Genomic DNA, 21,639 nt, shown 5'->3' on the forward strand with positions numbered 1-21,639 from the left:
ACCATGCAGCCATTTGTACATTTACATAGTCATACAGAATTTAGTTTGCTGGACGGCATCAGTCGTTTGCCTGACATGGTACGTCGTGCGAAGGAGTTAAATCAGCCGGCCCTTGCCATTACAGACCACGGCAATATGTACGCCGCCATTTATTTCTATAAAGAGTGTATGGCCCAAGGCATTAAGCCTATCATTGGTTGTGAAGTATATGTAACGGAAAATAGCCGATTCGATCGTCCAGAAGGTCGCAGCCGTGAAAGACTAAAACATCTTATCTTGTTGGCTGAGACCATGGAAGGGTATCGTAATCTCGTTAAAATCGTATCTAAAGCATCTACAGAAGGTATGTTGTATCGTCCTCGTGCAGATCGTGATTTATTGCGCCAATACAGCAAGGGTATAATTGCCCTTAGTGCTTGTATTCAAGGAGAAATCCCTCAGTATATCTTGCAAGATAATATGGAGGGCGCGAAGCGTTCCATCGAATGGTATATTGAGACGTACGGGAAAGACAATTTCTTCTTGGAAATCCAAAATCACGGGTTACCAGAAGAAGCAAAGGCACAAGAGGAGCTCATTAAGCTCAGCAAGGAATACGGTCTTGGCATCGTAGCGTCTAATGACTTCCACTATGTCTTAAAAGAGGATGCAGACGCTCAGGATATTAAGGTTTGTATTTCTACAGGCCGCCGCCGTGCCGAAGTGGACCGCTTAAAGTTCCCTAATGATGAGTTCTATTTGAAATCCGGGGATGAGATGGCGCAGTTGTTCTCTCATATTCCTGGGGCCATTGAAAACACATTAAAAATTGCAGAGCGCTGTAACGTAGAATTCAACTTCGACGAACATCACTTGCCTCACTTTGATGTGCCCGAAGGGGAAACGTCTAAAACGTATTTACGTAAGGTTTGTGAACGAGAAATTCCACGCCTTTATGGTGAAACGTCTGAAGAGTTACAAAAGCGTCTCGACTACGAGTTAGATGTTATCGGTACGATGGGGTTTGAGGATTACTTCCTCATCGTGTGGGATTATGTGCGGTATGCCCGTGAGCACGATATCTTAGTAGGACCAGGCCGTGGTTCTGCGGCAGGTTCTGTAGTAGCGTACCTTTTAGGTATTACAGGTCTTGATCCATTAAAATACGATTTGCTTTTTGAACGGTTCTTAAATCCAGAGCGGGTAAGCATGCCTGATATCGATATTGACTTCTGCTATGAAAAACGTGGTCAAGCCATTGAATATGTGACGAGAAAATACGGTCAAGCTCGCGTATCTCAGATTATTACCTTTGGTACAGAGGCAGCTCGTGCCGTTATTCGTGACGTAGGTCGCGTGCTCGACTTACCTCTGGCTGAAGTGAACCGCATCGCTAAGATGATTCCCAACGAACTGGGGATTACCTTAGATAAGGCTCTACAAGGAAAAGAGTTAAAAGCTTTATACGAAACCGATCCAAATGTAAAAGAGTTATTCGACTTTGGTAAAAAGCTAGAAGGGATAGCGCGAAATTCGTCCACGCACGCGGCGGGCGTCGTAATTTCTGCAGATCCTCTCGATGACCATGTACCTGTACAAAATGCCAACGATGAAGGCTTTGTAACGCAGTATGATAAGGATAATATCGAGGAATTGGGCCTCCTAAAAATGGACTTCTTGGGCCTCCGTACTTTGACGGTTATGGGGGATGCTTTAAAACTCATCAAGGCGAACCGTGGTATTGACCTAGACTTAGACGCCATTCCGCTCGATGATGCGGCGGCTTGTGAGCTTCTCACCAAGGGTGACACATCTGGTGTATTCCAACTTGAGTCGGAAGGTATCACTAAGCTCGTTATGGACCTTAAGCCTGAGCATTTTGAAGACTTAATTCCATTGGTAGCCTTGTATCGTCCAGGCCCATTAGGCTCTGGGATGGTGGCGGACTTTATCGACCGCCGTCATGGTAAAAAAGAGGTTACTTATTTACATCCTATTTTGGAACCTATCTTGAAAGATACCTTTGGTGTAATCTTATACCAAGAACAGGTTATGCAGATTGCGTCCGCCATGGGGGGCTTCTCCCTTGGTCAAGCGGATTTGATGCGCCGTGCCATGGGTAAGAAAAAGGAATCTGTTCTAAAGGCGCAACGGGAGTCCTTTATTCAAGGCTCCGTAGCAAACGGTATTACTGAATCCGTTGCGAATGAAGTATTCGACTTGCTCGTATACTTCGCTGGCTACGGCTTTAATAAATCACATAGTGCGGCTTATGCGTATATCGCGTACCAGACAGCGTACTTGAAAGCGCACTATTTCCCGGAATTTATGGCGGCTACCATGACGAGCTTCATGCAGAATATGCAAAAGTTAACGTATTACATTAACTCTTGCAAGAAGCATAACGTTAAGGTTCTAGGTCCAGATATTAACTATTCTGAACGCAGTTTTGCCGTACAAGACGACGCCATTCGCTTTGGCCTTGGCGGTATTAAGAACGTAGGGGACAATGCTATTGATCGCTTGATTCGCGAGCGCAATGAGCATGGTCTGTATACGGATATCGTGGACTTCTGCAAACGGGTGGATAATAGGGTTGTTAATAAACGACTTCTTGAAAGTCTCATTCGCTGCGGCGCCATGGATGGCTTCAAGGAAAATCGTAACCAATTGTTGCACATGTATGAAAGCGCACAAGCCGTTGGTGCTAAAGAGCAAAAAGATGCTGCTATGGGTACCATGAACCTCTTTGGCGATATGGAAGAATCTGTCGATTTCATTCCTGTTCCCAATGTGGAGGATTTATCGGAAGACGATAAGTTAAAGGATGAAAAAGAATATACCGGCTTTTACATTACGGGGCATCCATTGCAAGGATATGCGAAAGAATTGGAAGGTCTCTTTGAACTGGGTGCTCTCGTAGAAAATCCAGAGCAATACGATGGCCAAACCATTACCTTTGGTGGCCTCATCGAAAATAAATCGGATCGCATGACAAAGCGCAATGAGGTTATGTCCATTCTTCGCATCGAAGATTATTCTGGTGCGGCTAATGTAGTGGCATTCCCTAAGGTCTTTAGTCAAAGTCAGCAATTCCTTGCGGTCGATATGATTGTTAAGGTAAAAGGCCGGGTTGATGCGGATGAAAAGGGTGTGCAAATCATTGCAGACCGTATTACGCCATTAAAGGTAAACTATGGGCAGGCAAAACAGGTGGCAATCCACATTTATAGCCAATATGATACACCAGAAAATAGCGAAGCCTTAAAACGCGTATTGACTAGCACCGCTGGCTCTGTGCCAACGTCGTTATATTTACACCGTCAACGAAAACGCATTAATTTACCACCAAATATGTGCTTTGACCCTAGTGATGAATCTATCAGGGCTATTGAATCTATTCTAGGCGAGGGCTCCGTAGAGGTACAGTAAACATATAATGTTAACACAAGTATGTGCGACATATAATGAGCATATATAGGTGTAACATGTAATAAGCATATACTTGATACATAAGTATATAAATGGTGTAGAGAAACATATGTTGCGTGAGGTATAGATAGCTTTCACCAACATTGATATAATAAGAAATGAAAGATCCAATCTTGGAGGTGCTTTCATAGGAGGAAAGATGAAACGTACAAAGATCGTATGTACTGTAGGTCCGGGAACGGATAAATTTGGTATCTTAGAAGATATGATGCGGGCGGGCATGAACGTAGCTCGTTTTAACTTCTCCCACGGATCCCATGAAGAGCAAGCAGAACGCATGCAAATGGTGCGCGATGCGGCGATGATTGTGAATAAACCAATCGCATTAATGCTCGATACAAAAGGTCCAGAGGTACGTCTTGGTCTATTTAAAGAGGGCAAGGTATTTCTCGAAGCCGGTCAACAATTTACGTTGACTACAGATGATGTGGAAGGTACAAAAGAGCTTAGCTCCGTGAACTACAAAGGTCTTACAGGCGATGTGTCCGTAGGGGATAAAGTCCTCTTGGCTGATGGGCTTGTAACACTTGTTATCGATGCTATCGAAGGTAATAATATCGTTACAACTGTTCAAAACAGCGGGGAAATCGGTAACCGCAAGCGTGTAGCCGTACCAGGTATAGCACTAAGCTTGCCACCCGTATCTGAACAGGATGAAGCAGACTTGCGCTTTGGTTGTCAACAAGGGGTAGACTTTGTGGCCGCATCCTTCATGCAACGCGGCAAAGACATTGTGGCTATTCGTCGCATTCTTGAGTCTGAGAAAAAAGACATAAAGATTATCGCGAAAATTGAAAATGCAGAAGGCGTTAAAAATATCGATGAAATCTTGGAAGTTGCGGATGGACTCATGGTTGCTCGTGGCGATCTCGGTGTAGAAATTCCTGCAGAAGAGGTGCCAGTACTTCAAAAGATGATGATTGAAAAATGTAATGACTTGGGGAAACCCGTTATTACGGCGACACAAATGCTCGAGTCTATGATTCAAAACCCACGTCCTACACGTGCGGAAGCAAGTGACGTAGCCAACGCCATTTTGGATGGTACTGATGCGATTATGTTGTCTGGCGAAACAGCCAATGGTTCCTATCCTGTAGAAGCTGTTGCAACCATGACTCGCATTGCAGAGGTAACGGAGAAGGCTGCAATTTATGATAGCTATAGCCGCGCTCGTGAGGATGAAGAAATGACTACCACAAGCGCCGTATGTTTGGCTAGCGTGCGCGTAGCTCAAAACCTCGGGGCCACAGCTATTTTGACATGTACTGAATCTGGTCACACCGCACTTAGTGTGGCTCGTCATCGTCCAGATTGTAAAATTATCGCTGTTACACCTCATGAGGAAACTATCCGTCGCATGCAATTATGCTGGGGTGTAGAGGCTATCAAGGGACATGAAATCATCAACTCCGATGAAATGGTTAAACAAGCTATTACCGGTGCTCTTGGCACTGGCGCCATCGAGTCTGGTGACCTCGTAGTTGTTACCGCTGGGGTACCATCTGGTGCAACAGGTACGACCAATATGATTCGCGTTCATATTGCAGGTCGAGTGCTCCTGTCTGGTAATGGTATTTTACGCAAATCCGTTACAGGTAATGTGTACATTGCGGCTAATCATAAGGGCAATTATGAAAGCTTCAAAGATGGCGATATCCTAGTGGTAGGTACAATGGAGCCTGAATTGATGGCCATTGCTAAACGTGCTGGCGGTATCATCGCAGTGGAAGATGGTTATACATCGGACAGTGCTATCGCGGGCATTACGTATGGTATTCCTGTTATCTTAGGCGCTAAAAATGCCCACGAAGTGCTCCTCGAAGGTCAAGAAGTGACTATCGATGGCGAACGTGGTAAGGTGTTTGCGGGCATTGCAAATGCTCGATAATCTCTATGAGTGATAATTAAATAAGGAGGGATAGTATGAATCCATATAATGTAACAGGACCTACTGCAGCTGAGGTTGCACAGGTTGAAAGTATCGTATCCCAACGATTAAAAGGCTCTTTCTTGTGGATGGTTGTAGGCTTACTTACAACTATTGGTGTTGGCTTTGCTGCATTAGTGAATCCAAATTGGTTACGCTTTGCGTACCAAAATTTTAATATTATCTTATTAGTAGAGCTAGGTGTGGTATTCCTTTTTAGTGCTCGTGCATATTCTGCTAATGTAATGACGTTACGAGGTATGTTCTTCCTCTATAGTGCTTTGAATGGTCTCACATTGACTTTGGTATCGTTGCGATACAATGTGTTTGATGTTGTTATTCCGGCGTTAATAGGTACGCTTGCTTTCTTCGTTGGCTTTGCCGTGGTAGGGGCTATAACTAAACGTAATTTATCATCCCTTACACCATATGTGATGGCGGCATTGTTCGGCATGATCATCGTATCCTTGGTGATGATGGGGGCCCGCTTCTTTAACTGGACTGTACTCAGTGGCTTTAGTGATACTGTTAGTTTAGTTCTAGGTTATGTAGGTGTTGTAGTATTCTCTATCTTTACAGCTATCGATGTGAACCGCATTAAAAATAATGTGACACAAGTGGCGCTCATGGAGGATGAAACAATTTTAGACCGCATTGAAATCACTGGTGCTTTGAGCCTTTATTTAGATTTCATTAACTTATTCTTATCCTTATTACGCATCTTTGGTAATAAGCGATAACAAAGGAGTTTATATGGACGATAGAGAATGGCAAACCTTTGTTACTGTTGTGGATGAAGGCAATATTACAAGGGCTGCTGAAAAATTATTTTTATCGCAACCAGCGTTGAGCTATCGGTTGCGCCATATGGAAAAAGCCTTGAGCCATTCTCTGTTGTTGCGGACTGCTGAAGGGATTGCCCTCACGGCACAAGGCGAAATTTTCTATGATTACTGCAAGCGAATGATGCAAGAACAAGAGGCCTTGGAGAATGCTATGAATTCCGCTTCTGGCAAGATTCAAGGGACATTGAAAATCGCGTCATCTATTAACTTTGCAGACTATGAATTACCAGCCTTATTGAGATCTTTCCGAGAACAATATCCAGATGTTCACATTCAAGTGAAGACTGCTTTCAGCCATCAAGTGGTAAAGATGTTTAATACCGGTGACTGTATGGTCGCCTTTGCTCGTGGTGGTTATGATGTGTCTGGCAAGTCTGAATTGTTACTAGCAGAACCATATTGTTTAGTATATAAAGAATTAGTGCCACCTGAATCCTTGGTAAAAGTACCATTCATTAAATATCAAACAGATGCATCGGTGGCAAATATTATCGAAACTTGGTGTGCAGAACATTTTGATGAGCCTCCAAGTGTGGCGATGGATGTAAACTCTATGAGTACTTGTCGCCATTTTGTTCGTGCTGGCCTTGGTTGGTCTATCTTGACCTATATGGGACTTGGATCCTGTAAGGATAAAGATATCTATGTGAGTCCATTGCGTAGCAAAGATGGTGAATACATCACCCGTGATACGAATATGGTGTACACAAAAGATGCGGAAAATCTGGTTGTAGTAAAAACATTTATCGAATATGTTCGTAATTACTACAAAGAACATACCGTAGTGGATGACAGTATATTTAGAGAATATAAAGCATAGGATGCATTATAATAGAGTATATCTATGAGATTTTCTAACTGTTCATCCATGCTGTTTTAGTATTGGACTTTTTCGATATAATAACTCATAATATAGATTAAGATTAATATAGTACCATGTAAGTGCATGTATATCCTTTTGAGGAGGTATACATGCATTTTTTTCATTTGGGACTATAATTCTATGCTTAAAATGCATAAAAAGTATGATTAGTAGATATAAAAGTTTTTATAACCCCTATAAAGGTAATCTATTTTTCATATTACTTTTAAACATTTATAATGAGGGTAGACTTAATCAATGTAATCGACGTCGCGAGCGGTTATGTTGTTAAAGACTAGATGATTTTATGTATGCCTAAGTTAGTTAAGAAAGGGAAAGACACACATGAAAGACAAATTATGGCGCATTGGCCTTATGGTTGCCATCGTCGCATTTATGTGGTTCGGTGGCACACCTGAAGGCCTCAAACCAGAAGTATGGAAATTACTTGGTATTTATTTAGCTACTATCGTGGGCTTGGTATTAAAACCATTCCCAGTTCCTATTACAGTATTATTAGGTGTTGCTACATCTTCTGTTTTATTGAACAATACAAAAGACGTATTGGTTGGTTACAGTAATACAGCATTGTGGTTGATCTTCGCAGCCTTCGCTTTATCCGTTGCATTCGGTAAAACTGGCCTTGGTCACCGCATTGCGTACTACTTGGTTCGCGCTTTTGGTAGTACAACACTTCGTCTTGGTTATGTAACTGCATTCCTTGATATGATCTTATCTCCTGCAACACCATCCAACACAGCTCGTGCGGCAGGTATCGTATATCCAATCAACTTGTCCATCGCTGAAGCAGTTGGTTCTTACCCAGGTGAGACTGCTAAAAAAGCAGGTGCTTACCTCTTACAGAATGGTTACTTTGCAACTAAAGTAACATCCTTCTTCTTTGCGACAGCAATGGCGCCAAACTTATTGGCTTTAGACTTCATTACTAAATTGACTGGTGTAACTTTAAACTGGGCTCAATGGGCATTAGCTATGTTCGTACCTGGTTTCATCATGTTAATGCTTATCCCACTTATTGGCTACATGTATGAACGTCCAAGTGTAAAAGACATCGACAACAAGAAAATTGCTGCTGACGGTTTGGCGGAATTAGGACCTATGAAAGCGTCCGAAAAAGGTCTTATCGCTATCGCACTTCTTGCAATCGTAGGCTGGATTCTTCCTACTTTTGATGTTACTCTTAATGCAACAGCAGTTGCTATCGTAGCAATGCTTGCTACATTCGTATTTGGTATTATTACTTGGGATGATTTGCTCAAAACTAAAGCTGCTTGGAACACATTGATTTGGTTTGGTGGTATCTTGGGCTTATCCTCTGCATTGACTAAAGGTAAATTCTTCGAATGGTTGGCTAAATACTTAGAAACTCACATGAACTTCGGTTTAGATCCATTCATGATGCTTATCCTTATCTCCATTGTTTCCGTTGCAGTTCGTTACTTCTTCGCATCTGGTACTGCATACATCTCCGCGATGCTTCCAGTATTCTTGATTTTAGGTGTTAACGCAGGCGTGGATCCTACATTACTTGCTTTCATCTTGATCGGCACAAACTCCTATGGTGGTTCCGTAACTCACTACGGTGCTGCTCCTGGTCCAATCATCTTCTCCGCTGGTTACAACAACGTAAAAGATTGGTGGACAGTTGGTTTGATTTCCGCTTTAGTATGTTTAGTATTGAACTACGTAATCGGTATCCCTTGGTGGAAAATCACTGGTTTCATGTAATATGAAGCTTTCACTATGGAGTGTTAGAATTTAATTGTTAGTATTCAATGTCTGTACTGGGCTCTCGCGACGAGCCTGTACAGACTTGAACTTTATATATGTTTCACAACGAAAGGATGCAACATGGCACAATTAGTAAAAGCTGCGCAAGCTGGCTTCGACGAAAAAAATGATGCATTAGTAACGGTTGAACCGATTGCTAGCGGTATCGAAATTGAATTAACATCCAAAGTTATCCGCCAATACGGCGACCAAATTAAATCCGTTATCTTGAACACAGTGAAAGAAGCTGGTTATGATGGCGTAAAAGTAATCGTACAAGATAAAAATGCTTGGGATTACACAATTAAAGCTCGCGTATTAGGTGCATTGGAAAGGGGGAGCAAAGCATAATGGCTAACGATAAAACATTCCCAGAAGTTAAAACTAACCCATTAACAGAGGCTGCTAAAAAACGCTTGTCTCGTTCCATGATGTTCGTACCGGGTAATACACCTAAAATGATTAACAGTGCAGATATTCACGGTGCTGACTCCATCATGATCGATATCGAAGATTCCGTGCCAATTACAGAAAAAGACACAGCTCGTCTTTTAACTGCAGAAGCATTGAAATCCCGTAAATTCCGTGCAGAAACAGTTGTTCGTATCAACCATCCTACACAAACTCCTTATGGCTATGACGATCTTGATGTTATCGTTCCAGCTAAACCTGATATGATTCGTTTACCTAAAACTGAAGATGTTTCTGAAGTTGAAATCGTAGCGAAGAAGATTGAAGAATTGGAAAAAGCTAACGGTTGGCCGGAAGGTACAATCAACATTATCGTGGCTATTGAATCCGTCCGCGGCTTATATAATGTTCGTGAAATCTGCCATGGTCCTCGCGTAGTTGCTATCGCTCTTGGCGCTGAAGACTATCGTGCAGACCTTCGCACAGGTAAACATAAACCAGCTGTTGAATTGTTGTTCGCTCGTCAAACAATCCTTCATGCGGCGCGTGAAGCAGGTATCCGCGTAATCGATACTGTATTCTCCGACGTGAAAGACCCACAAGGCTTCCGCGAAGAAGTTGAATTCATTAAAGCTTTGGGCTATGATGGCAAATCTTGTATCCACCCAAGCCAAATCAAAATTATCCACGAAGTATTCACTCCTGACGAAAAAGAAATCGCTCATTCCGTTAAGGTATTGAACAGCTATGCAGATGCATTGCGCAACAATAAAGGCGTAATCTCCGTAGATGGTAAAATGATCGATGGTCCTATCGTAGTTCGTGCACAACGCGTAGTTGATAAAGCACGTGCAGCAGGCATTAAAGTTGAATTAGAGGAAGGAGCAGAATACGATGTTAAATAAAGTAGGTCGCGATATCCCAACAAATATCCCAGCACTAGAAGGTCGCGAAGTATATCAAGGTGAATTCGCCATTGAACCTAAAGTTCATCGTGCAGGTAAACCTGTACACATGAGCCATGTTGGCACTAATAAAGTACTTGCTTCCATCGATGAAGCAATCGAAAAAGCTGGCGTAAAAGATGGCATGACTTTGTCCTTCCATCATCACTTGCGCAATGGCGACTATGTAATGAAAATGGTTATGGAACGCGTACAAGCAAAAGGTATCAAAGATATTACTATCGCGTCTTCCTCCTTGTCCCCATGCCATGAATTCTTGGTAGAAATGATTCAAGACGGCACTGTAACAGCTATTGAAACATCTGGCTTGCGCGATCGTCTTGGTAAATTCTTGACACAAAACCCAGGCGTATTGAAACGCCCTGTAGTGATTCGTTCTCATGGTGGTCGTGCTCGTGCTATCGAATCTGGCGAAGTTCATATCGACGTAGCTTTTATGGGTGCTCCTACAGCTGATCCACGCGGTAATGCTACTGGTCGTATGGGTAAATCCGCATGTGGTGCACTTGGCTATGCTAAAGTTGACTCCCACTATGCAGACACAACTGTTATCATCACTGATAACTTGGTTGATTATGTACACAACTATGCAATTCCTCAAACTGATGTAGATTATGTTGTTGAGGTTGAAAGCATTGGTGATCCAGAAGGTATCGCTTCTGGTGCGGTAGGTTTCACTAAAAACCCTATCCAAATTAAAATTGCTGAACTAGCTGGTGAATTCCTTGACCAAGCTGGCATTATCAAAGACGGTTTCGTATTCCAATTGGGCGCTGGTGGTGCTCCATTGACTGTAGCGAAATTCATCGCTGAAAAACTTCGTAAACGCGGTGAAGTAGGTGGTTTCGCTATTGGTGGCGCTACTGGTATCTTGACTGGTATGCTTGAAGAAGGCTTGATTCGTGCTATTTACGATACTCAAACATTCGATACTACTGCAGCTGCATCTTTGGATAAAAACCCTGCACACATCGAGATGTCCGCTTCCATGTACGCTAACCCATGGACTGACTGCACTACAAACTACCTAGACGTAGTATTCCTTGGTGCTACTGAAATCGACCTTGATTTCAACGTAAACGTAATGACTGACTCTAACGGTGTATTGATGGGCGCTTCTGGCGGTCACTCCGATACAGCAGCAGGTGCTAAATGTACAGTTATTACTTGTCCATTGATCCGTGGCCGGTTGCCAATGATCCGTGACAAAGTTGCAACTGTAATTACACCAGGCTCCTCCGTTGACGTTCTCGTTACTGAATACGGTATCGCCATCAACCCAGCTCGTACTGATTTGATTGAACGCTTCAAAGATAGCAACTTGCCTATCTACACAATTGAAGAATTACAACAATTAGCATTTGACTTAGTAGGTAAACCAGTAGACATTCCTGTGTCTGACAAAGACGAAGACATCGTGGCAATCGTAGAATACCGCGATGGTTCTATCCTTGACGTGGTTCGTAAACCTCTATAATTGACTAGGGCTTGGAGTCCGGTAGAGTCCGTTTGGATTCCGCTGTCAACTCACGATCCCATGCTAGTAAGTTAATACAAAGACCCGCTATATGAGTCCGAGGACCATGGAGCGGGTCTTTTTGAATTTATGCGTTGTTTTATTATTAAATTTAAAGATAGAAATAAAGTCTAATGTGGCAAATATGGTACATGATTATAGTTATACTTTTACTATAAGAAGATTGGAGATCTTTGGGAGGTAGTTTTTATGTATCGTTGTATTTCCAATTTAGAGATTGATCTAGATGGGTTAGGTGTGTTTTATGGTGAAATAGATGAATATGAAATGCTAAATATGTACCAAATAATATCAGCTTGGTTACAGGATGATTTAGATGGGCCTAATCCAGAAAACACGGTGTTCGGTGTATCAGAGTATGCCTCAGAATGGATGTTAGTATTGCCTGGGGATATCTCTTATCGGAATTTATTTGATATGGGGAGTTGTAAGGTCGGTAATCGTTATGAAAGTATTGATTATTTATATGCAAAATTTCTACAAACATTAGAGAATAGTAAACAGCTTGAACCTGAATATGAATCCCTATGTTTAAATCATATAAACGTGATGTCACAGTATATAGAAATTACTCTAACCTGTAGTCAAAATATAGACTTTATATTATTTATAAAACGGTGGTTACGTAATTGTAGTACTTATAAACATCTGATATACTATAAGGTAAAGGATGCATTTTATCTTACGCTTTAACTATAGGAGAGAGCATATGAGCCAAGTTTTTAAACAAGATTTAACAGATACTTCAGTCCGACCAGGTGGTATCTTTTTCGTTGAGTTATTAATGCCGAAGCAGTGTGATATGCCTGACCGGGATACAATGATAGAGATATTCACGAAGCATCTAGGTCCTGTTGATTGTTTTGATCACCGCCGTGAGTCTGCTAGTTTCGCCCCTCAGAATTATAAGGTCCATTACGAGGATACTGATGCAGATATTTCACCGACATTAATGGTGACTGATTGCGAAAAAATTGATAAGCCTGTATTAGATGATTTTGAACGTAGTCAGGTGTGGGATTGTCCTAATGTGGATGAGTTGTTAGCAGAGTGCCAATACAGGGTGTTTGCTACGGATATGTTAGCCTCTGGTTTAGAGGCCAAAGAACGTGCAGATATGCTTGTAAAATATGTAGATGCATTGCTAGAATTATATCCGTCTTGTAAAGCCGTTGTATTTGGACCGTCTCATAAGTTTTTAAGTCGTGAATCGATAGAAAATCATTCAGATAAAGCAGTAACTCGGTTTATTTATTATGCTGTAAATGTGCGCTATTTTAGCATTCAAGGTACCGAAGACATGATAGTTGATTCTCTAGGTATGAGTACCTTATTTTTGCCTGATGTTCAGTATCACTTTCACGGTATGAATCCTGATGAGGTAGTGAATCATGCATATAGTGTGTTGTATTATATTTTTGAGCACGACAATCCTATCGGTGATGGGGAAACGATTGCCGGCTTAGAAAATGGAGATATGAGTCCAGACATCCAATGGAAGGTTCAATACGAGGATTCTTTAATCCAGCCCGTTCGAGAGGTTCTAGACATTAATATGGGTGAATACGCATCTGGAACTCGGTAGTTGTTAATCAATGAAAGGTGTGAGCATTATGAGTGATCAACGTGTTTTTGATATGGAACTTGTGAAAGTTGAAAGTTTGGAGAACGCTGTTAAGACGCCATTTTATCAAACTGATTCCACAGGTGGTTCAGTATGGGTTATTAAACCTGGTCAAATCTTACCAAAACATTATCATCATCACTCTGATGATATATGGGTTATATTGCAAGGCAAGGGTGTATTTTATCCAACGCCTAATACAGAGGTGCCTTTTACAAAGGGGCAAGTTATAGTATCTAAAAAGGGTGAATGTCATGGTGCAAAAAATACTGGAACGGAAGATATTGTCTTTGTGAGTATCGTTGCTCCAGTGCCTGCTGATTATGATCCTGTTAAGACTAATTAATATGAAAGCACTTTATAGTATTTTCTTCTCTTGTGATAGAGATATATTCATACTATAAAGTGCTTTTTTATTTTATACAGTCATTTCTAGCGAATATACCTTTTCTATTTTATATGTCATTATTTTGGTTTTACTATTCCTATTTGTTATTTCTATACTCTATAAAATTCCATTGACAGAGGACGTTTGTTCTTTTAAGATGGTAAAGTATGTAATATTTTAATAAGTAGAAAGGAATTATATGAACTCATCTACACTAGAGCCTCAAAGTGGGGATATCAATTTCAGAGATTTTACGAAACGTCGTATGCTTCACGTAGTCTTACCATTGTTTATTGTTTCTATTATTGCCTTCCTGGATCGCGTTAACATTGCTTATGCAGGCTTGACTATGAAGGAGAATTTACCATGGTTGACGCCAGAAGTATTTGGTATGGGGGCAGGCATTTTCTTTATTGGTTATGTTTTGTTTGAAGTGCCTGCATCTTTAATTGCAGCTCGTTGTAATGCTATGCATTGGGTGGCGCGTATCATGTTTAGTTGGGGGCTCGTATGTATTCTTATGACGACGATGACCACTGAGTTGGAATTTTATGTTTATCGATTTTTACTTGGTCTATGTGAGGCTTCTTTATATCCTGTAATTTATTCATTACTCATTCCAAATTGGTTCTTGCCAAAGGAGCGAGCGAAGGCAATCTCCTTGATGTTGACATCTTTATTGTTCTCTAACATCATTGGTGGGCCATTGGCAGGTATTTTATTGGATACAACGTTCTTTGGTCTACATGGTTGGCGTACACTCTTTATCGTTGAAGCTATTCCTGCTGTGATCTTTGCGTTCATTTTCGCATTCTGGATGAAAGAGCGTCCTGAACATGCATCTTGGGTAACTGATGTAGAAAAGGTATATATTAAAGCCGAGCTTGAAAAAGAAGAACAACAAAAGCAAGCCGCAAAGAAATATACTATTTGGCAAGCGTTAAAAGACCCAAAAGTATTGCGTTTAGCGTTAATCTATTTCTTGTGGGTTATTGGTTTCTGGGGCTTTAGTTTTTGGATGCCTCAAGTTCTTAAAAGCTTATCTGGATGGCCACCAAGCGTGGTAGCGTGGTCTATTGCTATTCCAATGACAGCAGCCTTACTTGTACAAATATACTGTGGTTACTCTTCTGAAAAGCGCAATGAAAAACGTTGGCACGTTGCTACTACATTGTTCATTGGTACTATTGGTTTCTTAGCAACACCACACAGTCCATCTCCAGAAGTTAGCTTATTCTTTATATGCTTAACTGCAGTAGGTGTTTACGGTGGTATGGGTGTATGGTGGACCATGCCAACAACCTTCTTATCTGGCGCTGCTGCAGCGGGGGCGATGGGACTCATTAACTCTTCAGGTAATATGGGGGGCTGGGTAGGTCCTTATATGCTTGGATTCATCAATGGTCACACTGGTAGCTTTGCTTATGGTTACTATGTAATGGGGGCTTGTATGTTCCTTGCTGGTCTATTAATTTTGACACTTCCAAAATCTATGGAGCATAAAGAGGATTAAGTAGAGCTATATTATAGATAACTAGATTATAGACAACTTAATAGAAAAATATTTAACGAATGCTTCAATGGTGTGATTTTGGATACTATTCAATTTTATGTTACAATTTACAAAATAGTATTATTTAAATTTGAGGAGACAGAATATTGAAAGAGTGTAGACCTAAGTTTGATAAAATTACATCATTTGATGAATTTAAAAAATATTATTGGTATCGTGATGAACTTTCACAAATATGTAAATCATTAGGATTAGAATATAGGGGAACAAAACAAGAACTCAATCATATTATTGAGCAGTACTTTAAAGGCGATTTAATTAAAAAATCATCAATAAAAAATAGAAGAAGGCAAGTGGAAACTATTACTTTAGATACACCATTACTTGAATGTAATTTTTCCTTTAATACGAAGTTTAGAGAATATTTCTCTGATTTAATAGGTGTTTCACGATTTAAATTTAATGCTGATATGGCTACTGCCTGGAGAAAAGTAAAAAGTGAAAAAAATACAAGCTTTACAATTGGAGATTTGCTGAAAGTATATTATGGTGAATCAGATTATGCAAAGTATGATAATTCGGTTTGTCAATGGAATCAATTTTATAAGGATTTTTGTGCAGATGAATGTAGTTGCAATTATTCGAATAAATTAAAAGTAGCATCTATTATTTGGAAAGAGGTTAGAGATTCAAAAAATGAAAAAATTTATTCAAAGGAGCTTTTAAGTGAATATGCATATAAATTAGAAGGGTATCGCAAGTAGAAGCAACTTGTCATTGCGGAGACGTATTATGGGAAAGTTAGCAATTAAATCTATAATAAAATAATGAAAAAAGCACCTTATATCCTATAAGAAGAGTCATTTGTGATGACTTTTGTAGGTATGTAAGGTGCTTTTATTTATTCCTGATTTCTTTATTGATTTTGTTTTGTTACATCAGGCACTTTCCCAGGATTCATATCGAGGTTTAGATCTGTGGATTTGAATGGGCGTGGGTTTGCCTCTGGTGGTTGTACTTTGAGCTCTGGATGCAACCATTGCAGTTGTTTTAGTTCCCAGTCGTACTTGGCACCGTCATTTTGTAGTTGACGAATATCTTTTAGGATTTCGTCTAGTTGATCACTATGCTTATTAGCCATCCCTTCAAGAATGTAAAGACGACCTGCTACACTGTCGATGGTAGAGCCATCGTGGTCTTCATCGACACGCCATTGTAATTCAGAGATTTGTATTTGCTGGAATATGATAACGATAACCAGCACAATGATAACGCCCCACATGGGAGCTTCTTTAGCTTTCAAAAGGGCTCGCAATTTAGATGCGAGCCCAGATGGTTTGTTCATTATTGACGATCCTCGAGTTGTAATCCAGGTAATGGTAATTTGGAGTTTACAAAGTCTAACCACAAGCGAGAAGCGTGGGAGAGGTAATGACCTTTTTTCCAAATTACATAAAGGGTATGAATAATTTCAGGTACGAGAGGTCTTACGACAACCTTAGAACCAACCTCCGTATTTTCACCTACCTCAGGGCAGAGACGAGATGGTAATAATGCGATAGCAAGGTTTGCACTAACCGTTTGTAACATGAGATCACGTTGGCTCGTTTCAAACACGATATGCGGTTGGAAGCCGGTGTGTTTACAAGCTTTGATGATTTCATCATGTAAGTTGAAATCGTCTTTATGCAATACAAAGGATTCATCAGCTAGCATTTCTAGGCGAATTTCTTTTTCTTTTGCTAAAGGGCTAGATTTTGGAATGATAACGGACAGTGGGTCACTCGTAAGGTAGAAAGATTCAAATTCTTTAGGGTTTGGTTTAGTACAGATGATGCCAATATCAATTAAACCTTCCTGAACGCTGATCTCAACCTTTTTAGAACCTTGTTCGTAGAGTTCCAATTCGATTTGTGGATATACTTTTTTAAATTCACCTAATAACTGGGCAAAAATGGGAGCATCAGTAATTGGTGGAATACCAATTCTGATGGAACCTTGCTCCAAACGAAACTCGTTTTCAAAATCAGTTTTTAGATGTTCAAACATAAACACAACGCGTTTAGCGTGGGTTAAGAAGATGGTACCCCCATCAGTAAGTTCTACAGATTTAGCATTACGCATGAAGAGAACAACACCAAGTTCGTCTTCTAAAGCTTTAATTGTACGGCTGATTGCAGATTGGGAGATGTGTAAATTCCTTGCAGCCTTACTAAAGCTTTTTTGATCAGCTACTTCAACGAAGTATTTCAAATGATGAAAATCCATAATTAACCCCCTAAAAATAAAACTTGGTTATAGGACGTGACCTAACTAAATGAGAATAGTTATTACTGTAATGCAATTAGCTATTACTTTATGTAAAGCATGGATAGCAATATTGGCAAAGCGACAGTCACTGTATGTGTTGCGTTGATAGGGCCCAGCACGTTATAATTAGCATATAGGGCTATATCAAGTTATGATATTAGGAATTATGGTTGTGCCCATCACAAAAAAGTATGCTCACACATAATGCCATATTATATATAACATATATATTATTGCATTATTTTTTCATGTGCGCAAGTTTGTAATGGTTGTTATTCCTAAACATAATGATAGATTAAGCAAGTGTTCTATTTTTGCTAAATGCTTAAGGAGGCAATAATCACATGAGTCGTAAATTTAAAACTATGGACGGCAACCAAGCAGCTGCTCACGTTTCTTATGGTTTTACAGAAGTTGCTGCGATTTATCCAATCACTCCATCTTCTCCAATGCCAGAACACATTGATGAATGGGCTGCATCTGGTCGAAAAAACATCTTCGGCAACACTGTTCAAGTTGTAGAAATGCAATCTGAAGCAGGTGCTGCTGCTGCAACCCACGGTTCTTTACAAGCTGGTGCATTAACAACAACTTTCACATCTTCCCAAGGTTTGTTATTGATGCTTCCTAACTTATATAAAGTAGCAGGTGAATTACTTCCAGGTGTATTCCAAGTAGCTGCTCGTGCATTGGCTGCACATGCTTTGGCTATCTTTGGTGACCACCAAGACGTAATGGCTGCTCGTGCAGCTGGCTGTGCTATGTTAGCTGAATCCTCTGTACAAGAAGTAATGGACTTGTCCGCTGTAGCTCACTTGACAGCTATTAAAACTCGCGTACCTTTCATCAACTTCTTTGACGGTTTCCGTACATCCCACGAAATTCAAAAAATTCAAATCTGGGACTATGAAGATTTAAAACCATTGGTTGACATGGATGCTGTTAAAGCTTTCCGTAAAAATGCTTTAAATCCAGATGCTCCTGTAACTCGTGGTACTGCAGAAAACCCTGACGTTTACTTCCAACATCGTGAAGCATCCAACAAATTCTACTTGAACGTTCCTGACGTTGTAGAACACTACATGAACGAAGTTAACAAATTGGCAGGTACTAACTACCAATTGTTCAACTACCATGGTGCTCCTGATGCTACTGACGTTGTTGTAACTATGGGTTCTTCCGCTCAAGTTGTAGAATCCACTGTGGATTACCTCAACAAATTGGGTCGCAAAGTTGGTTTTATCAACGTTCATTTGTTCCGCCCATTCGCAACAGATCGTTTGTTGAAAGCTCTTCCTAAAACTGTAGAACGCATTGCAGTTCTTGACCGTACTAAAGAACCAGGTGCTTTGGCTGAACCATTGTTCTTAGACGTACAAGCAGCTGTAGTTGACGGTGGCCGTAATGTAAAAGTTATCGCTGGTCGTTATGGTTTGAGCTCCAAAGACGTTATCCCTGCAGACATCGTTGCTGTATTCGATAATTTAGCTGCTGAAAATGGTAAGAAATTCTTCACATTGGGTATCAATGATGATGTTACATTCTTGTCCTTAGATCGTGCTGAAGGCGTAGAAGTTGAAACTCCTGGTTTGACTGAATGTAAATTCTGGGGCTTTGGTTCTGACGGTACAGTTGGTGCGAATAAATCCGCTATCAAAATCATTGGTGACCACACTGATATGTATGCTCAAGCATACTTTGACTACGACTCCAAAAAATCTGGTGGCGTAACAATGTCTCACCTTCGTTTTGGTAAAAACCCAATCAACTTGCCTTACTTGATTACTGAACCTCAATTCGTAGCATGTCACCGTCAATCTTATGTACATGAATACGACTTGATTCGCGGCATCAAAAAAGGCGGTACATTCTTATTGAACTGTACTTGGTCTCCTGAAGAATTGGATGAACATTTACCTGCTAAATTACGTCGTCAAATCGCAGAAAAAGAATTGAACTTCTACATCATCAATGCTGCGAAAATCGCTTCCGAAATCGGTTTGGGCGGTCGTATCAACATGGTAACGCAAGCTGCGTTCTTCAAATTGACTGAAATCATCCCTGTAGATGATGCTGTTAAATACCTTAAAGAATCTGTAGTAACTTCTTACGGTAAAAAAGGTCAAAATATCGTTGACATGAACAATGCTGCTATCGATCAAGGCGTTGGCGCTTTGGTAAAAGTAGATGTTCCTGCTAGCTGGAAAGACGCAGTAGATGATGGCAATCATGCAGTTAAACCTGGTTGCGAATCTTGCCCATCCTTCGTTCAAAATATTGCACAACCAATCAATGCACAAGCTGGTTATGATCTTCCTGTATCCAAATTCTCTGGCTATGAAGATGGTACATTACCTGCTGGTACTGCTAAATTCGAAAAACGCGGTCCTGCATTGTTCGTTCCAAAATGGTTGCCTGAAAACTGTATTCAATGTAACCAATGTTCCTTCGTATGTCCACATGCTACAATTCGTCCAATTTTGGCAACTGAAGCAGAAGTGGCTGCAGCTCCAGACCATTTCGATACAATCCCTGCATTGGGTGCTAAAGATCTTCAATTCCGTATCGCTGTATCCCCATTAGATTGCTTGGGTTGCGGTAACTGTGTTGATATCTGTCCAGCTCCTAAAGGCAAAGCTATCGTGATGACATCCATCGATACTGAAATCGAACAAGCTGAAGCTTGGAACTATGGTGTTAACCTTCCTGTAAAAGAAAATCCTATGAAGAAGGAAACTGTTAAAGGTTCCCAATTTGAACAACCATTGTTCGAATTCTCCGGTGCTTGCGCAGGTTGTGGTGAAACTCCTTATGCTAAATTGTTAACTCAATTGTTCGGTGACCGTATGATGATTGCCAATGCAACTGGTTGTTCCTCCATCTGGGGTGCTTCCATGCCTGCATCTCCATACACAACTAACCAACAAGGTCATGGTCCTTCTTGGGCAAACTCCTTGTTCGAAGATAATGCTGAGTATGGTTATGGTATGTACATCGGCGTTAAGAAAATCCGCCAACAATTAGTAGAATTGGCTGCTAAAGCAGTTGAAACTGCTACTGGCGAATTGAAAGACGCTTTAGAACAATGGATTGAATTTGCTAACCTTGGTGCAGCTACTCGTCAACGTTCCGAACGTTTAGTAGCAGCTATCGAAGCTGAAGGCGCTACAACTCCTGAATTGAAAGAAATTCTTGAGAAAAAACAATTCTTGATCAAACGTTCTCACTGGATCTTCGGTGGTGACGGCTGGGCATACGACATCGGCTTCGGCGGTGTTGACCATGTATTAGCTTCTGGCGAAGACGTAAACATCTTCGTATTCGATACTGAAGTATACTCCAACACTGGTGGTCAAGCATCTAAATCCACTAACGTAGCAGCAGTTGCTCAATTCGCAGCTTCTGGTAAACGTACTAAGAAGAAAGACCTTGGCATGATGGCTATGTCTTATGGTTATGTATACGTAGCACAAGTAGCTATGGGTGCAGACAAAAACCAATTGATGAAAGCTGTTACAGAAGCTGAAGCATATCCAGGTCCATCCTTGATCATCGCTTACAGCCCATGTATCAACCATGGTATCAAAGCTGGTATGGGTAAAGCTCAAGAAGAACAACGTAAAGCAGTTGCAGCTGGTTACTGGGATCTTTACAGATACAACCCTCAACTTAAAGAAGAAGGTAAAAATCCATTCTCCTTGGATTCCAAAGAACCAACTGAAAGCTTCCAAGACTTCCTTAAAGGTGAAGTACGTTACGCTTCCTTGGCTAAAGCAGCTCCAGACGTTGCAGAAGAATTATTCGCTAAAACTGAAAAAGACGCTAAAGAACGTCGCTTAAGCTATGTTCGCTTGCAAAAAGGTTTTGAAGACGTAAAATAATTCGTTATTTAACGACTGAGAACTATATGAGGCACCCTTTCAAGGGTGCCTCTTTTGTATGTAATACTATATAGCTAAATGTGTTAATATCATATTATTTAGGTAATAACTGCT

General features: G+C 40.7%; 16 protein-coding genes. 14 read left to right on the forward strand and 2 right to left on the reverse strand.

Annotation, left to right across the window (positions count from 1 at the left end; all coding sequences use genetic code 11):
* Positions 1–3 precede the first annotated feature (3 nt).
* From E7L28_RS07535 to E7L28_RS07595, 13 genes are all read left to right on the forward strand, one after another.
* On the forward strand, positions 4–3,411 hold the full coding sequence (locus E7L28_RS07535; protein WP_316711572.1) for a DNA polymerase III subunit alpha: 3,408 nt from the start codon (positions 4–6) through the stop codon (positions 3,409–3,411).
* A 199-nt stretch (positions 3,412–3,610) separates the two neighbouring features.
* Entirely contained in the window at positions 3,611–5,359 is a 1,749-nt protein-coding gene (pyk, locus tag E7L28_RS07540) for a pyruvate kinase (RefSeq protein ID WP_123138532.1), read from the forward strand.
* A 35-nt stretch (positions 5,360–5,394) separates the two neighbouring features.
* The gene (locus E7L28_RS07545) at positions 5,395–6,138 is read left to right on the forward strand and encodes a Bax inhibitor-1/YccA family protein (RefSeq protein ID WP_101928435.1); all 744 of its coding nucleotides are present in this window, start codon (positions 5,395–5,397) and stop codon (positions 6,136–6,138) included.
* Between the two features lie 13 nt (positions 6,139–6,151).
* Positions 6,152–7,063, forward strand: a complete 912-nt coding sequence (locus E7L28_RS07550) for a LysR family transcriptional regulator (RefSeq protein ID WP_105086979.1) — start codon at positions 6,152–6,154, stop codon at positions 7,061–7,063.
* A 387-nt stretch (positions 7,064–7,450) separates the two neighbouring features.
* Positions 7,451–8,854, forward strand: a complete 1,404-nt coding sequence (locus tag E7L28_RS07555; RefSeq protein ID WP_316711573.1) for a DASS family sodium-coupled anion symporter — start codon at positions 7,451–7,453, stop codon at positions 8,852–8,854.
* Positions 8,855–8,977: 123 nt separating this feature from the next.
* A complete protein-coding gene (gene citD / locus E7L28_RS07560) occupies positions 8,978–9,247 on the forward strand; it encodes a citrate lyase acyl carrier protein (RefSeq protein WP_004696923.1) in 270 nt (89 codons plus the stop codon).
* Positions 9,247–10,212, forward strand: coding sequence for an HpcH/HpaI aldolase/citrate lyase family protein (locus E7L28_RS07565; RefSeq protein WP_316711574.1), 966 nt, complete (start codon positions 9,247–9,249; stop codon positions 10,210–10,212). Before citD ends, E7L28_RS07565 begins: the two co-directional genes overlap by 1 nt.
* The gene (gene citF / locus E7L28_RS07570) at positions 10,202–11,749 is read left to right on the forward strand and encodes a citrate lyase subunit alpha (protein WP_156697435.1); all 1,548 of its coding nucleotides are present in this window, start codon (positions 10,202–10,204) and stop codon (positions 11,747–11,749) included. Before E7L28_RS07565 ends, citF begins: the two co-directional genes overlap by 11 nt.
* Before the next feature lie 249 nt (positions 11,750–11,998).
* On the forward strand, positions 11,999–12,502 hold the full coding sequence (locus E7L28_RS07575; protein WP_156697436.1) for a hypothetical protein: 504 nt from the start codon (positions 11,999–12,001) through the stop codon (positions 12,500–12,502).
* A gap of 16 nt (positions 12,503–12,518) precedes the next feature.
* Entirely contained in the window at positions 12,519–13,394 is an 876-nt protein-coding gene (locus tag E7L28_RS07580; protein ID WP_156697437.1) for a DUF4261 domain-containing protein, read from the forward strand.
* Positions 13,395–13,422: 28 nt separating this feature from the next.
* A complete protein-coding gene (locus E7L28_RS07585; protein ID WP_156697438.1) occupies positions 13,423–13,779 on the forward strand; it encodes a cupin domain-containing protein in 357 nt (118 codons plus the stop codon).
* Between the two features lie 241 nt (positions 13,780–14,020).
* Positions 14,021–15,334, forward strand: coding sequence for an MFS transporter (locus tag E7L28_RS07590; RefSeq protein ID WP_120055971.1), 1,314 nt, complete (start codon positions 14,021–14,023; stop codon positions 15,332–15,334).
* A 146-nt stretch (positions 15,335–15,480) separates the two neighbouring features.
* Complete coding sequence (locus E7L28_RS07595) at positions 15,481–16,098, forward strand: SAP domain-containing protein (RefSeq protein WP_287508167.1); 618 nt, start codon at positions 15,481–15,483, stop codon at positions 16,096–16,098.
* Between the two features lie 152 nt (positions 16,099–16,250).
* Here the strand turns inward: E7L28_RS07595 and E7L28_RS07600 are convergent, their stop codons facing one another.
* On the reverse strand, positions 16,251–16,679 hold the full coding sequence (locus E7L28_RS07600; protein ID WP_038125714.1) for a hypothetical protein: 429 nt from the start codon (positions 16,677–16,679) through the stop codon (positions 16,251–16,253).
* Complete coding sequence (locus E7L28_RS07605; protein WP_008602616.1) at positions 16,679–17,602, reverse strand: LysR family transcriptional regulator; 924 nt, start codon at positions 17,600–17,602, stop codon at positions 16,679–16,681. Before E7L28_RS07605 ends, E7L28_RS07600 begins: the two co-directional genes overlap by 1 nt.
* Before the next feature lie 386 nt (positions 17,603–17,988).
* Between E7L28_RS07605 and nifJ the strand changes: the two genes are divergently transcribed.
* Positions 17,989–21,525, forward strand: coding sequence for a pyruvate:ferredoxin (flavodoxin) oxidoreductase (nifJ, locus tag E7L28_RS07610; protein WP_123138527.1), 3,537 nt, complete (start codon positions 17,989–17,991; stop codon positions 21,523–21,525).
* Positions 21,526–21,639 lie beyond the last annotated feature (114 nt).

The organism is Veillonella parvula (assembly GCF_032575955.1).
Classification (GTDB): Bacteria; Bacillota; Negativicutes; order Veillonellales; family Veillonellaceae; genus Veillonella; species Veillonella parvula_J.

Excerpts from the sequence above, each read along its gene's own strand:
- E7L28_RS07535 (WP_316711572.1), top strand. The coding sequence starts at position 4 with ATGCAGCCATTTGTACATTTACATAGTCATACAGAATTTAGTTTGCTG.
- pyk (WP_123138532.1), top strand. The coding sequence starts at position 3,611 with ATGAAACGTACAAAGATCGTATGTACTGTAGGTCCGGGAACGGATAAA.
- E7L28_RS07545 (WP_101928435.1), top strand. The coding sequence starts at position 5,395 with ATGAATCCATATAATGTAACAGGACCTACTGCAGCTGAGGTTGCACAG.
- E7L28_RS07550 (WP_105086979.1), top strand. The coding sequence starts at position 6,152 with ATGGACGATAGAGAATGGCAAACCTTTGTTACTGTTGTGGATGAAGGC.
- E7L28_RS07555 (WP_316711573.1), top strand. The coding sequence starts at position 7,451 with ATGAAAGACAAATTATGGCGCATTGGCCTTATGGTTGCCATCGTCGCA.
- citD (WP_004696923.1), top strand. The coding sequence starts at position 8,978 with ATGGCACAATTAGTAAAAGCTGCGCAAGCTGGCTTCGACGAAAAAAAT.
- E7L28_RS07565 (WP_316711574.1), top strand. The coding sequence starts at position 9,247 with ATGGCTAACGATAAAACATTCCCAGAAGTTAAAACTAACCCATTAACA.
- citF (WP_156697435.1), top strand. The coding sequence starts at position 10,202 with ATGTTAAATAAAGTAGGTCGCGATATCCCAACAAATATCCCAGCACTA.
- E7L28_RS07575 (WP_156697436.1), top strand. The coding sequence starts at position 11,999 with ATGTATCGTTGTATTTCCAATTTAGAGATTGATCTAGATGGGTTAGGT.
- E7L28_RS07580 (WP_156697437.1), top strand. The coding sequence starts at position 12,519 with ATGAGCCAAGTTTTTAAACAAGATTTAACAGATACTTCAGTCCGACCA.
- E7L28_RS07585 (WP_156697438.1), top strand. The coding sequence starts at position 13,423 with ATGAGTGATCAACGTGTTTTTGATATGGAACTTGTGAAAGTTGAAAGT.
- E7L28_RS07590 (WP_120055971.1), top strand. The coding sequence starts at position 14,021 with ATGAACTCATCTACACTAGAGCCTCAAAGTGGGGATATCAATTTCAGA.
- E7L28_RS07600 (WP_038125714.1), bottom strand. The coding sequence starts at position 16,679 with ATGAACAAACCATCTGGGCTCGCATCTAAATTGCGAGCCCTTTTGAAA.
- E7L28_RS07605 (WP_008602616.1), bottom strand. The coding sequence starts at position 17,602 with ATGGATTTTCATCATTTGAAATACTTCGTTGAAGTAGCTGATCAAAAA.
- nifJ (WP_123138527.1), top strand. The coding sequence starts at position 17,989 with ATGAGTCGTAAATTTAAAACTATGGACGGCAACCAAGCAGCTGCTCAC.